General features: G+C 53.5%; 15 protein-coding genes. 6 read left to right on the top strand and 9 right to left on the bottom strand.

Annotated features, from left to right (window positions below; all coding sequences use genetic code 11):
* Positions 1 to 36 precede the first annotated feature (36 nt).
* The 6 genes from hypB (at position 37) to NFR19_RS05235 (ending at position 5,152) form a co-directional block, all read left to right on the top strand.
* A complete protein-coding gene (gene hypB, locus NFR19_RS05260) occupies positions 37 to 690 on the top strand; it encodes a hydrogenase nickel incorporation protein HypB (protein ID WP_251212743.1) in 654 nt (217 codons plus the stop codon).
* A 109-nt stretch (positions 691 to 799) separates the two neighbouring features.
* Positions 800 to 1,621: an NAD(+) synthase gene (gene nadE, locus NFR19_RS05255; RefSeq protein WP_349665511.1), complete on the top strand. Its 822-nt coding sequence runs from the start codon at positions 800 to 802 to the stop codon at positions 1,619 to 1,621.
* Positions 1,614 to 2,864, top strand: a complete 1,251-nt coding sequence (locus NFR19_RS05250; RefSeq protein WP_251212742.1) for a sensor histidine kinase — start codon at positions 1,614 to 1,616, stop codon at positions 2,862 to 2,864. Before nadE ends, NFR19_RS05250 begins: the two co-directional genes overlap by 8 nt.
* A 109-nt stretch (positions 2,865 to 2,973) precedes the next feature.
* Positions 2,974 to 4,200 carry a radical SAM/SPASM domain-containing protein gene (locus NFR19_RS05245; protein WP_251212741.1) on the top strand — a complete coding sequence of 409 codons (1,227 nt, stop codon included), beginning with the start codon at positions 2,974 to 2,976 and terminating at the stop codon, positions 4,198 to 4,200.
* 192 nt (positions 4,201 to 4,392) lie between these two features.
* On the top strand, positions 4,393 to 4,929 hold the full coding sequence (locus tag NFR19_RS05240) for a DUF2975 domain-containing protein (protein WP_251212740.1): 537 nt from the start codon (positions 4,393 to 4,395) through the stop codon (positions 4,927 to 4,929).
* Positions 4,930 to 4,939: 10 nt separating this feature from the next.
* Positions 4,940 to 5,152, top strand: coding sequence for a helix-turn-helix domain-containing protein (locus tag NFR19_RS05235; protein WP_251212739.1), 213 nt, complete (start codon positions 4,940 to 4,942; stop codon positions 5,150 to 5,152).
* 35 nt (positions 5,153 to 5,187) lie between these two features.
* Here the strand turns inward: NFR19_RS05235 and NFR19_RS05230 are convergent, their stop codons facing one another.
* From NFR19_RS05230 to NFR19_RS05190, 9 genes are all read right to left on the bottom strand, one after another.
* Positions 5,188 to 5,949, bottom strand: a complete 762-nt coding sequence (locus tag NFR19_RS05230; RefSeq protein WP_251212738.1) for a hypothetical protein — start codon at positions 5,947 to 5,949, stop codon at positions 5,188 to 5,190.
* Between the two features lie 620 nt (positions 5,950 to 6,569).
* Positions 6,570 to 7,337: an Imm32 family immunity protein gene (locus NFR19_RS05225; protein WP_251212737.1), complete on the bottom strand. Its 768-nt coding sequence runs from the start codon at positions 7,335 to 7,337 to the stop codon at positions 6,570 to 6,572.
* 32 nt (positions 7,338 to 7,369) lie between these two features.
* Positions 7,370 to 8,056, bottom strand: a complete 687-nt coding sequence (locus tag NFR19_RS05220) for a DUF5104 domain-containing protein (RefSeq protein WP_251212736.1) — start codon at positions 8,054 to 8,056, stop codon at positions 7,370 to 7,372.
* 204 nt (positions 8,057 to 8,260) lie between these two features.
* On the bottom strand, positions 8,261 to 8,677 hold the full coding sequence (locus NFR19_RS05215; RefSeq protein WP_251212735.1) for a hypothetical protein: 417 nt from the start codon (positions 8,675 to 8,677) through the stop codon (positions 8,261 to 8,263).
* Positions 8,677 to 9,438: a hypothetical protein gene (locus tag NFR19_RS05210; RefSeq protein ID WP_251212734.1), complete on the bottom strand. Its 762-nt coding sequence runs from the start codon at positions 9,436 to 9,438 to the stop codon at positions 8,677 to 8,679. Before NFR19_RS05210 ends, NFR19_RS05215 begins: the two co-directional genes overlap by 1 nt.
* A 135-nt stretch (positions 9,439 to 9,573) precedes the next feature.
* Positions 9,574 to 10,047: a hypothetical protein gene (locus tag NFR19_RS05205; protein ID WP_251212733.1), complete on the bottom strand. Its 474-nt coding sequence runs from the start codon at positions 10,045 to 10,047 to the stop codon at positions 9,574 to 9,576.
* Positions 10,048 to 10,221: 174 nt separating this feature from the next.
* A complete protein-coding gene (locus NFR19_RS05200) occupies positions 10,222 to 10,542 on the bottom strand; it encodes a hypothetical protein (protein WP_251212732.1) in 321 nt (106 codons plus the stop codon).
* A 101-nt stretch (positions 10,543 to 10,643) separates the two neighbouring features.
* Complete coding sequence (locus NFR19_RS05195; RefSeq protein ID WP_251212731.1) at positions 10,644 to 11,414, bottom strand: Imm32 family immunity protein; 771 nt, start codon at positions 11,412 to 11,414, stop codon at positions 10,644 to 10,646.
* A 203-nt stretch (positions 11,415 to 11,617) separates the two neighbouring features.
* A partial coding sequence (locus tag NFR19_RS05190) for a hypothetical protein (protein WP_251212730.1) occupies positions 11,618 to 12,022 on the bottom strand: 405 nt, incomplete at its 5' end.

Below are 12,022 nucleotides of genomic sequence, written 5' to 3'. Positions count from 1 at the left end.
CTGGAACCCATGCGATGGAGTGAGGGAGGAACCACCATGCAGATAGACCTCAAGCAACCCATTCTCAAGAAGAACGACGATATTGCCGCACAGCTGCGGCAGCGTTTCGCCGAGCACCACGTGTTCGTGCTGGACTTGCTGGCGAGCCCAGGGTCGGGCAAGACCTCTACCATCTTGGCAACCATCGATGCGCTGCGCGACGAGTTCAATATCGCCGTGATCGAGGGGGATATCGCCAGCAGCGTGGATGCCGAGAAGATCAAGCGCCAGGGCACTGCGGCCGTGCAGATCAACACGGGTGGCGCGTGCCACTTGGAAAGCGATATGATCCGCCGTGCGGTTGATGTGCTCGATCTTGAGCGGCTGGACCTGATCATCGTGGAGAACGTGGGAAACCTGGTATGTCCGACCGACTTCGACCTAGGCGAGAATGCCAAGGTGATGATCCTGTCGGTGCCCGAAGGCGATGACAAGCCGCTGAAATATCCCGGCGTTTTCCAAGTATCCGATGCCGTTATCTTGAACAAAGTGGACACGATGCCCGTGTTCGATTTCGATGAGACGGCGTTTCGCGACGAAGTGCATCGGTTGAACCCGATGGCACCCATCTTTCCCATTGCCGCCACCAAGGGCGATGGCGTGGAGGCGTGGGCGTCGTGGCTGGCTGAGAGGATCCATCAGGTGCAGTGAGCGCGAGTGGGCGCAGCGAGCGCAGGTGGGTGCGGCGAGTGCGAGTAGACGCACCGAATGCAGGGAGATGTGCGGCTGAGGCTGAGGCATCGGCGCGAAGGGAGAGGCGATGATGGATGTCCAGGCGATGTATGCGGCGTGCGTGCAGCATACGGCCGATTTCGTGCGCGCCGCCGGGTTCGATGAGGTGGTCATCGGGTTTTCGGGGGGCATCGATTCATCGCTGGTGGCGGTCATGGCGGCAGACGCATTGGGGCCACATCGCGTGCATGGCGTTCTCATGCCGGGGCCGTATTCTAGCGAAGGGTCGCTGACCGATGCGCACGCGGTGGCTGAGCGCGTGGGGATATCCACGCTGACCGTGTCCATCACCGAGCCGTACGCCGCCTTCGCGCAGGTGCTGACGCAGGCGACCGGCGAGCCGTTCGGCGGCTTGGCAGCCGAGAACACGCAAGCGCGCTGCCGCATGGTGGTGTTGATGGCGCTGGCGAATGCGCGCGGGTGGATGATGCTGAACACCGGCAACAAGTCAGAGGCGGCCATGGGGTATTCCACGTTGTATGGCGATACGGCGGGTGCGTTCGCGCCGTTGGGCGGTGTGTACAAGACGCAGGTGTACGAACTGTGCGCATGGCGCAACCAGCAGGCAGAGGCGCTGGGGAAGGTGCCGCCCATTCCGCGCAGCGTGATAGAGAAGCCGCCGTCGGCTGAATTGGCGCCCGATCAAAGCGACGAGGCATCGCTGGGCATCGACTACGCTACGCTCGATCGCATCCTGGTGCAGTTGGTGGAACACGGGCGCAGCGCGGATGAGGTGGTCGCAGCCGGGTTCTCGCAAGATCAGGTGCGCGAAGTGGCGCAGCGCTACACCGCATATGCGTTCAAGCGCGCGCTCGAACCGCCGTTTCCGGATGTGGATTTCTATGCCTGACGCCCAGAAGCACGGACGCGAGCAGCGGGCGTCTTTGACGGGCATCGACTGGGGCGTTGATGTCATCATAGCGCTGGGGGCTTTCGGGTTCGGGCTGTTGCAGATGAGCATGTCGGCCAACCTGATGATCCCGGACGATTTCATCAGGCGCGTGCTGGGCATTCGCGCCATCACGCTTTCGGCGTGGGGCATGGCAGCGGTAGCGCTGACGTGCGCGCCATTGGTGGTGAGGCGTCGGTTTCCTTGGGTGGCGTTTGCGGCGTGCGCGGTGTTCTGGACGTTCTTCGAGTCGCAGATGGGCGTCGCGACGCTCTCGTTGTTGGGGCCGCTGATCGCCCTGTTCACGGTTGCCTACGAACGTCCGCGCGGCGAGGCGCTAGGCGCATGCGCCCTGATGGCCGCGCTCATCGTGTTGTGCTCGTTTTCGGCCGAGACGGGCTCGCTTGCCATGTTGATGCTCGTGCAGAATGTGGCGATCACGGTGGCGGTGGCGCTTGCGGGATACGCCCTGCATGCCCGTGCTGAGGTGGTAGCGGCGGCCGAGGCGCGGGCGGATGCGGCCGAGCGCACGCGCGATGCCGAGGCGCAGCGGCGCGTGGAGGAAGAGCGGCTGCGCATCGCGCGAGAAGTGCACGATATCACCGCGCATTCGCTCTCAGCTGTGAGCGTGCAGGCAGCCGCGGCCAGCGCACTGGTGGATACGGATCCGCAGGCGGCCAAGGAGGCGCTCGCGAGCATTCGGGGAACCGCGAAGGATGCGCTTGACGAGATGCGCGGGGTGATCGGGGTGCTGCGGGCAGGCGCGCCCGAGGAAGCGGAGACGCAGCCGGTCTTGGGGCTTGACCACATGGATCAGCTGGTGACCTATCTTGAGCAGGCAGGCGTGGCATGCGAACTGCGGGAGCAGGTGTCGCCCAAGGTGCATGTACCAACGTATGTGAGCACTGCGCTGTTCAGCGTCGCACGCGAAGCGGCCACCAACATCGTGCGTCACGCAGGCGCGCATCAGGCGAGCATCTCTTTGGTCGTGCGCCCCGGGAGCGCCGAGATAGCGGTGTCAGACGATGGGTGCGGCTTGTCGACAGGGCAGAGCGAAGGCCACGGGATCGAAGGGATGCGCGAACGCGTGACAGTGCTCGGCGGTATCTTCGATATCAGGACGTACCATGAAGGGGAAACGCGTGTGGTGGCGCGCATTCCGCTGTCTTCCGGCGACGCGCCAACGCTTAATGCGCAGCGTTAATTATCAAACGAGATACGCTAGAAAAATCCGGCTGTAAACCTTCGGCGCGGTATAATGCCATGGTGTTTTCCCGCGATGCGACGTCAGTGTTGAGCGAAGGGGAGCAGTCATGCGCTTTGCTGATAGCGTGGTCATGTTCGAGGCCTTTTCCATTCCCATGGTAGGAGATACGATCGCCGGTCATCTGGTTGGGCTTACGCCGGAAGGTGCGGCGGTGTGTCGGCGTATGCTGGCCGAAGAGGTGGATGAGGCCGACATTGCTGCCGCCGACGAGGCGCTGTTGGCGCACTTCAAGGGTGCAGGCCATGTGGCGCTCTTCGAAGGCAAGCCTGCCGCGCCGTGTGTGCTGCGCTCGGCATACTTGCATGTCACGCAAACGTGCAACCTGCACTGCGTCGGCTGCTATTCGGAAGATGATGCCCGAAACCGCGCGCCAGACCTTCCTCTTGAAGAGTTGCAAAGGATCATCGAGGCGCTTGCTCAAGCCGGGGTGGTGCGGCTGATCGTGTCGGGCGGCGAGCCCTTCCTGCGGCCTGATCTGCCTCAGATCGTGCAGCATGCGAAAGAGGCAGGCATCGCGAACGTGGATGTGCTGACCAACGGAACGTGCGTGTTGGCAGAGGTGCTGGAGCGCATGGCACCCTTCGTGGACCGCGTGTCAGTGTCCTTCGACGGTTGCTCGGCGGAAAGCGCGGCACAGGTGCGCCGCACGCAACTTTTCGACACGTTGGTTGACGCGGTGCAGATGATCAAGGATGCGGGCATTGCCGCCCATATCATCCCGACGATCCATCGCTTGAACGTGGACGATATTCCTGCATACGCCGCCCTTGCTGACCAGCTGGGTGCCACCATGAATTTCAGCTTGCTCTCGTGCCCGGCAGACGATGCTGTGGCGCAGCTGGCCCCCGATGATGCGGCGCTCAAGAAGCTGGCGGCGTACATGGCGGGGCAGGGGGCGTGCGGTCCTATTCAGGTGGCCGATGCGCCCGTGTCTACTGGGCTGCGCGTGAGCACCGGGTGCGGAGCGGGGTGTTCGGGCGTCAGCGTGGGATATGACGGGCGTGCCTATCCGTGCCATATGCTGCACGACGATGCTGTTGCGCTTGGTGCGTTGACGGGCGATGCGCCCGATGCGGAATGCCTTGCTGACCTTGAGCGCTTTCATGTTGATGCGGTGGACGAGTGCCGCGCGTGCGAGATCAAGTATCTGTGCGGCGGCGGTTGCCGTGCGCGCGCCTATCATGCGACGGGAAGTCTGCGCGGAAGGGATCCTTATTGCGCTTTGATGAAAGAATACTACGCGCTGGTCTTCAAGAAGTTGTCGGGTCAATAGAGGAAGGAGGAAGCCATGCTGTTCTATGGAGATGCTGAACCCTATGGTCTGTGCCTGCATATTGGGCCAAGCGGCGGAACTTGCACCAATATCGGTATCGGGTAAAGTTCACTAGCGTGTCAGATGTGGGTAGGATCATGCGAAAGATGCTGCCCACATCCATAGAAAAGGGCGAATGAAAGAGGGAACAACATGAGCGGCGAAGAGGCGATAGTGCTTGATGATGAGATTGGCAAGGTTCGGAAGGCATGCCGGGCGATAAAGGTCGTTGCTACTGTCTTGCTTGTGGTATTTGCGATTATCTTGCTTCTCTTCGTAGGATTGTTGGCATTCGGTATGATCGATCCGAGGTCTTCTGTTCCGTTCGGGGGCTTGTTGTATGCGGGTTTTCTTGGTCTGGATATCATTGCCATTCTCTATTGTGTAATGAAGATCTTCGCCGAAGCAGAAAAGGGACGACCATTTGAAAGATCGCAAGTCCTTCGATTGAGGGTCATCAGTGTTCTGCTGGTTCTTTTTGCACTCATCGAATTAGTATTCGGTATTGACTTCTATGGAGGGATCGTCATTGCTGGTTACGAGATCGGTGTTGCAGGTGGTGATGTTTCACCCACTCCGACATCGTTCGTGAATATCGGCGCTCTGTTCTTCGCCGTTGCGATCTACTGTGTCTCGTTCATCTTCCGGTATGGTAGTCTTTTACAAGAAATGAGCGACGATACGGTATGAGGCACCTCGGATGGCGATAATCTCAAGACTTGACCGCGTGATGGCTGACAGGAAGATATCCGTCAATGAATTGGCGGCACGCATCAACTTGTCGCCGGTCAATCTTTCGCGCATCCGCACGGGCAAGATCAAGGCCATTCGATTCTCCACGTTAGAGGGGCTGTGCGCCGAGCTAGAATGCCAGCCTGGGGATATCTTCGAGTATCTGCCCGACGAAGACTGACGATCTTTGCACATACTGAGGATTTGCAACGGGCGCTAGGCTTCACCCCGCTTGAATGCTTCGGGTATCGCGTCACTTCGTGTGAGGTTCCATTGAGGCCAGGTATCGATACGCATGAGTTCTAGGTGTCCGGATGAGCCAGGGGCAAAAACATCCGCATCCAAGATGAGCATGCCTTCTTCTGGCATATTAGGCTGTGCCATAGAAACGAAGATGCTCGCAAGGCTTAGAAGCCCTAGATCATCTCCACTGAGATATGCACTTTGCCCGTCTGCTGCTTGTAGCTTGAGATGGCCATGCAGATCGAAGTCGTCTTTGAAGTTGCCCTGTGCATCGCAGGGGCAATACTCAACGAAAGCTGTGCGTGTTGGAGGGTAATAAGGCACGTTTTTAGATTGCTCAGCTCCGTGCTTCTCAGTGGTAGCAGCTGCTGTTGCATCTAGTGCCAGTTCATATATCTCATCGTAGGCCGCCTCTCCGCCAAACGCAGAAAGGACGCGATCGTCAACGAAGAAGCAACCGTTGTCGTCTATTTCCTTTCTGCGCGCGATCGATAATGTTCCATGTGTCCGCTCTTGACACGGAAATGTATCATTTAGACCTACACTATCCCAATCTTTCATGATCGGATGCGCGAACGACACACAGGTAATAGCAAGAAAAAGAAACCCTTCCGCATTCGCGCAGATCAAGCCTCGATCGTTGATGACATCTACAGAAAGATAGCAATCGTCATCCCATGCGTATCCAACAGATTGATAGATGTTGTAGAGAAAATAAGGTATAGCTGCTTTCATGGGCTCTGGGCTTCTCTAGGGGCCAATGGGAATGGTAGCAATGTTCCTATGACAAACCTCACCCATTATAACGAATATCGTTAATCTTAATCTTGCAAGCAGAGAGACATCTTGAACCCACAGAGCCTTCCAAAGGTTATTCATCAGCAACAGATGAACTGATGCACATCATAGCGAATCTTCGTGTGATACCGATGGGATGTGCTAGATAATCGCTGCGGTCTTTACGATCTTCCATTCTCCATCGATCAGTTCAATATCGATGACTATATCAAGATAGTATTACTCCTCTTTGCCACTATCAGAGATTTTTATAAAGTCACTCCTCACTTGTACTGTTCCTGTAAAGCCCAAAATGTACCATGACCGTAGTTCGATTTTGGTTGGCCGTCTAGCGAGATGCTCGGTCGTGCTGTAGTAAGGTAAGAAACAACGCAGAGGATCGTTGTCATCCGTATAGAAAACCACAGCTACCGGTTCTCTTGTTGAGACTTCGCGCGCCTCTTCCACAACGCTCATTGCTACATTGCGTGTATAGACAAAAAGTGCGCCTGCTATCAGGCATATGACAAGAGCGCTGCATATAAGGGCCACAGTGCGTTTGGTGCGCGGTGTCATCGTCAGATCTCACCCCGCTTGAATGCTTCGGGTATCGCATCACTTCGTGTGAGGTTCCATTGAGGCCAGGTATCGATGCGCATGAGCTCTAAGTGCCCATATGAGCCAGGGGCAAAAACATCCGCATCCAAGATGAGCATGCCTTCTTCTGGCATATTAGGCTGTGCCATAGAAACGAAGATGCTCGCAAGGCTTAAAAGACCTAGATCGTCTCCTTCGAAGTATGCGTCGTCACGGTCTACCTTCATGAGAAGATACCCTTCGATCTCCATCCTGTGCTCGAAGATACCATCTGCATCGCAGGGAGTGTATTCGACGAATGCGTCTCGCATGGGAAGTTGAGGGATAGCGTGCACATCTTCTGTTTCAAGAGAGCCTGTTGTTGATGCGGCCTCTGGGTCAGAGCGCAAGAAGGTATCTCCGATCTCGACCAGCTCGTCAACAGCCGCATCACCTCCGAATGCCAAAGCAACCTTTTCGCTAATGAATTGCCGACCATCAACGATCTCTTTGTTTCTCAGGATAGTGAAGGAACCTTTGCATCCCGGCTCGAAAAAGGAAAAGGCATCGAGATGAATATGGGATGAGTCGTTTATCGCTGGTTGAGCGAAGGTGATACACCTTGAGGCAAGCAAAAGAAAGCCATCTGCATTGCCGCATATCAGGGTTCGGTCTCCTGCTATGTCTAAGGTTACGTGTTCTGTGTTATAGCGAAAGGAGCGTATCCAGTCATATTGGCGATGCGGTATGAATGGGATCGCTGCCTGCATATACTTGTCTCTCAAACTACGCATGTGATGCTCTACGAGGCTGCTTCTGATGCAAACTTGTCTTGTGGGACTTGCCAGCGAGGATAATAGATACCTGGGCGTTCGTAGGGTGCACCATAATGCCATAGTCCATCTGGAGCCTTGCTGCTTCCCTGGTAAGTTTCTTGCGTTTCAAAGTACACGCAGCAGATCCCTTCCTTCGAATCATCGATGGTGTTGTATGGGTAGTATTCGAAGCAAAGCCTGTATTCCTGATTTTCAGTCGCGATGTCATATCCACCAAGGATGCTTTTCGACCTCAGAAGACCACGTGTGGCGCTGCCATAACTTGTGCCGCGCCGCTCGATAGAAACGATCGGCCCATCGAGCAAGCTATGGGCATACGATAGGCCTTCTTGTAAGTCAGCGGCTTCAGTAGCACAGGGGGCAAGCATGGGAGCAAGGATGCTCAGATCATTCTCTTCGATAGTTTGAAGGATGGTGTTGGCGGCATCGTCGGCTGCCTCTTCTTCATTGAAGAGCACACGAGAGCATCCTGTTGCAAGGAAGAGAGTAAGAAGGGCTGTGCAGACAAGGAAAAAGGTGGCCTTTGATAGGACATTGCTGCGCCCGAGATGGCATGCGGACCAGATATCGCTGCGTAGAAACTTCAAGCATCCATGCGAACCGGATGCGTTAGCTTTCTTACTGTGGATGAACGTATGATAAGCTGCTTTCATTGATATGGAGCTTCTCTAGAGGCGAATGGGAATGGTAGCAATGCTCCCATAACAAACCTTGTCCATTATAACGAATATCGTTAATCTTAATCTTGCAAGCAGAGAGACATCTTGAACCCACAGAGCCTTCCAAAGGTTATTCATCAGCAACAGATGAACTGATGCACATCATAGTGAATCTTCGTAAGAGACTGATGGGATGCACTAGGTGATTGCTGTGGTCTTTACGATTTTCCACTCTCCATCGATCAGTTCGATGTCGATGGCTATATCAAGATAGTATTGCTCCTCTTTGCCACTATCAGAGATTTTTATAAAGTCACTCCTCACTTGTACGGTTCCTGTAAAGCCCAAAATGTACCATGACCGTAGTTCGATTTTGGTTGGCCGTCTAGTGAGATGCTCGGTCGTGCTGTAGTAAGGTAAGAAACAACGCAGAGGATCGTTTTCGTCCCTATAGAAAGCCACAACTACCGGTTCTCTTGTTGAGACTTCGCGCGCCTCTTCCACAACGCCCATTGCCACATTGCGTGTATAGACAAAAAGCGCGCCTGCGATCAGGCATATGGCAAGAGCGCTGCATACAAGGGCCACAGTGCGTTTGGTTTGATTTGGCATCATCAATCTTTATCCTGTCTGAATGCTTCGGGTATCGCATCACTTCGTGTGAGGTTCCATTGAGGCCAGGTATCGATGCGCATGAGCTCAAGGTGCCCATATGAGCCTGGAGCAAAAGCATCCGCATCCAAGATGAGCATGCCTTCTTCTGGCATATTGGGCTGTGCCATGGAAACGAAGATGCTTGCAAGGCTAAGAAGCCCTAGATCATCCCCGATGAGGTATGCGCTCTCTTTGGCAGTTACCTCCAGCTTGAGATGGCCATGCAGATCGAAGTCGTCTTTGAAGTTGCCCTGCGCATCGCAGGGCAAATACTCAACGAAAGCTGTGCGTGCTGGAGGGTAATAAGGCACGTCTTGAGGTTGCTCAGCTTCGTGCTTTTCAGTGGTAGCAGCTGCTGTTACATCTAGTGCCAGTTCATATATCTCATTGTAGGCCGCCTCTCCGCCAAACGCAGAAAGGACGCGATCGTCAACGAAGAAGCAACCGTTGTCGTCCACTTCCTTTCTTCGCATGATTATTAGCGCTCCGCGTGTTCGCTCTTGGCATGGAAAGAAATCGCTGTAGCTTATATCATCCCAATCTTTCATGATCGGATGCGCGAACGACACACAGGTAATAGCAAGAAAAAGAAACCCTTCCGCATTCGCGCAGATGAGGCAGCGGTCGTTTGCCATATCTATTGAAAGATAGCAATCATCATCCCATGCGTATCCAACAGATTGGTAGATGTTGTATAGAAAATAAGGTATAGCTGCTTTCATTGATATGGAGCTTCTCTAGTGGCCAATGGGAGGGTGTTATTGCTCTTGTGGCAAACCTCGCTCATTATAACGAATATCGTTAATCTTGATCTTGTGAGCAATGGTGCATCTTGAGCCTATCTAAACCCTTGAAAACTATCTAGCGCCAACAATAACGATGACGCCAAAAGCAATGATCGCCATGAACAGTATGCCTGATATAAAGGCATACCAGATGCTCGTGCCGCCTCGTCTCCTGACATATGCGATCAATTCATCGTCGGTCTTGAAGTTCTTTTTGAGAGCTGTGCGTATCACGCGCTTTGCCCGCGCGCGATAGACTGGAAAGAAAAAGAATGCAGGAATGAAATAGAGCAGGAAAGGACCGATAGGAGCGCATAGCCATCCGAAGAGAAGGGCAACGAATCCGAAAAGGACGATCAGAGGTATCGCTTCGATGAGGCACTTTCGGTATCCCCAATACAGGGGGCCCAAGAGAAAATCAGCGTCATTTGAGCTTCGTTCGGATCGTAAGCCCTGAAGAAGGACTTCTGTGTTGCGTGAATGATCGCATCCTTGGGCGGCGTTGCCCTCAACGAAGGCACGTAACAGCCTTTCCTCTTGATCCATTTTGTATCTCCCGAAGTCTATTCCTAAAATCCTGTCGCATTATTTCTGCTACCCTGTGAATGTTGCAAGCAATAAGGCATCATGAGCCTATGGAGCCTTCCAATGGTTATTCATCAGCAACAGATGACCTGATATACGTCATAGCGAATCTTCGTAAGAGACTGATGGGATGCACTAGGTGATTGCTGTGGTCTTTACGATCTTCCACTCCCCATCGATCAGTTCGATGTCGATGATTACATCGAGGTTGAATTGATCTGCGGTTCCGTTATCGCGCATGATTCCAATAACAGACTCTGTTTCAACTGCTCCCGTAAAGCCTAAGATCCACCATGAGCGTAGCTCAATTTCCATTGGTCGTTCAGTGAAATAATTAGTCGTGCTGTAGAAAGGTATGAAACAGCGCATCGGATCATCATCGTCCGTGTACACATTACTGTTCACGGCTACAGGATCTCTTGTTGAGACTTCGCGAGCCTCTTCCACAATGTCCATTGCCACATTGTGTGTATAGAGGAAAAGCGCACCTACTATCAGGCATATAAATAGGGCGCTGCATACAAGGGCCACAGTGCGTTTGGTGTGCGGTGTCATCGTCAGACCTCACCCCGCTTGAATGCTTCGGGTATCGCATCACTTCGTGTGAGGTTCCATTGAGGCCAGGTATCGATGCGCATGAGCTCCAGGTGCCCATTGGAGCCTGGAGCAAAAGCATCCGCATCCAAGGCAAGCATGCCTTCTTCTGGCATATTGGGTTGTGCCATAGAAACAAAGATGCTTGCAAGGCTTAAAAGACCTAGATCGTCTCCTTCGAAGTATGCGTCGTCACGGTCTACCTTCATGAGAAGATACCCTTCGATCTCCATCTTGTGCTCAAAAACACCATCTGCATCGCAGGGAGTGTATTCGACGAATGCGTCTCTCATGGGAAGGGGAGGGATCGATCGTATATCTTCTGTTTCAAGAGAGCCTGTTGTTGATGCGGCCTCTGGGTCAGAGCGCAAGAAGGTATCTCCGATCTCGACCAGCTCGTCAACAGCCGCATCACCTCCGAATGCTGCGACAGCCTTTCCGGCGATGCGCCACTTGTTGTCGATCACCTCTTTCTTGTGTAGGAATGTGAGCGTTCCATTGCTTTCTGTTTCAAAAGGAAAGAAATTATCGAGATGAGTGTGGTTTTGATTATCCATCGCTGGCTGAGCGTATGTTATACATTCAGATGCAAGTGAAAGAAAGCCATCCGCATTCGAGCAGATCAAAGCTCGGTCACGGGCTATGTCAAGAGTGAGACAGTAGTTGCAATCCCAATCACCTGCGCATGTTCCCCAATAAAGACGATGAGGATAAAAAGATATAGCTGCTTTCATTGATATGGAGCTTCTCTAGTGGCCAATGGGAGGGTGTTGTTGCTCTTGTGGCAAACCTCGCTCATTATAACGAATATCGTTAATCTTAATCTTGCAAGCAGAGAGACATCTTGAACCCACAGAGCCTCCCAAAGGTTATTCATCAGCAACAGATGAACTGATGCACATCATAGCGAATCTTCGTGTGATACCGATGGGATGTGCTAGATAATCGCTGCGGTCTTTACGATCTTCCATTCCCCATCGATCAGTTCAATATCGATAACTATATCAAGATAGAATCGCTCATCTTTGCCGTTGTCAAAAATTTCTTCGAAGTCACTCCTCATTTGTACTGTTCCTGTAAAGCCCAAGATGCACCATGACCGTAGTTCGATTTTGGTTGGTCGTGTGGTGAGGTGCTCGGTCGTGCTGTAGTAAGGTATGAAGCAATGCAGAGGATCGTTGTCATCCGTATAGAAAGCCACAACTACCGGTTCTCTTGTTGAGACTTCGCGCGCCTCTTCCACAATGTCCATTGCCACATTGCGTGGGGGCTCCGGACGAATTCCTGGACACCCTAGGCCGCATATCCTAAAGACTTGCGGTATTGCATCGGGCTCATCCAT

Source organism: Adlercreutzia murintestinalis, from assembly GCF_943192905.1.
GTDB classification, from domain to species: domain Bacteria; phylum Actinomycetota; class Coriobacteriia; order Coriobacteriales; family Eggerthellaceae; genus Adlercreutzia_A; species Adlercreutzia_A murintestinalis.
This window is presented reverse-complemented; position numbering and strand designations above follow the sequence as displayed.

Excerpts from the sequence above, each read along its gene's own strand:
- hypB (WP_251212743.1), top strand. The coding sequence starts at position 37 with ATGCAGATAGACCTCAAGCAACCCATTCTCAAGAAGAACGACGATATT.
- nadE (WP_349665511.1), top strand. The coding sequence starts at position 800 with ATGATGGATGTCCAGGCGATGTATGCGGCGTGCGTGCAGCATACGGCC.
- NFR19_RS05250 (WP_251212742.1), top strand. The coding sequence starts at position 1,614 with ATGCCTGACGCCCAGAAGCACGGACGCGAGCAGCGGGCGTCTTTGACG.
- NFR19_RS05245 (WP_251212741.1), top strand. The coding sequence starts at position 2,974 with ATGCGCTTTGCTGATAGCGTGGTCATGTTCGAGGCCTTTTCCATTCCC.
- NFR19_RS05240 (WP_251212740.1), top strand. The coding sequence starts at position 4,393 with ATGAGCGGCGAAGAGGCGATAGTGCTTGATGATGAGATTGGCAAGGTT.
- NFR19_RS05235 (WP_251212739.1), top strand. The coding sequence starts at position 4,940 with ATGGCGATAATCTCAAGACTTGACCGCGTGATGGCTGACAGGAAGATA.
- NFR19_RS05230 (WP_251212738.1), bottom strand. The coding sequence starts at position 5,949 with ATGAAAGCAGCTATACCTTATTTTCTCTACAACATCTATCAATCTGTT.
- NFR19_RS05225 (WP_251212737.1), bottom strand. The coding sequence starts at position 7,337 with ATGCAGGCAGCGATCCCATTCATACCGCATCGCCAATATGACTGGATA.
- NFR19_RS05220 (WP_251212736.1), bottom strand. The coding sequence starts at position 8,056 with ATGAAAGCAGCTTATCATACGTTCATCCACAGTAAGAAAGCTAACGCA.
- NFR19_RS05215 (WP_251212735.1), bottom strand. The coding sequence starts at position 8,677 with ATGATGCCAAATCAAACCAAACGCACTGTGGCCCTTGTATGCAGCGCT.
- NFR19_RS05210 (WP_251212734.1), bottom strand. The coding sequence starts at position 9,438 with ATGAAAGCAGCTATACCTTATTTTCTATACAACATCTACCAATCTGTT.
- NFR19_RS05205 (WP_251212733.1), bottom strand. The coding sequence starts at position 10,047 with ATGGATCAAGAGGAAAGGCTGTTACGTGCCTTCGTTGAGGGCAACGCC.
- NFR19_RS05200 (WP_251212732.1), bottom strand. The coding sequence starts at position 10,542 with ATGGACATTGTGGAAGAGGCTCGCGAAGTCTCAACAAGAGATCCTGTA.
- NFR19_RS05195 (WP_251212731.1), bottom strand. The coding sequence starts at position 11,414 with ATGAAAGCAGCTATATCTTTTTATCCTCATCGTCTTTATTGGGGAACA.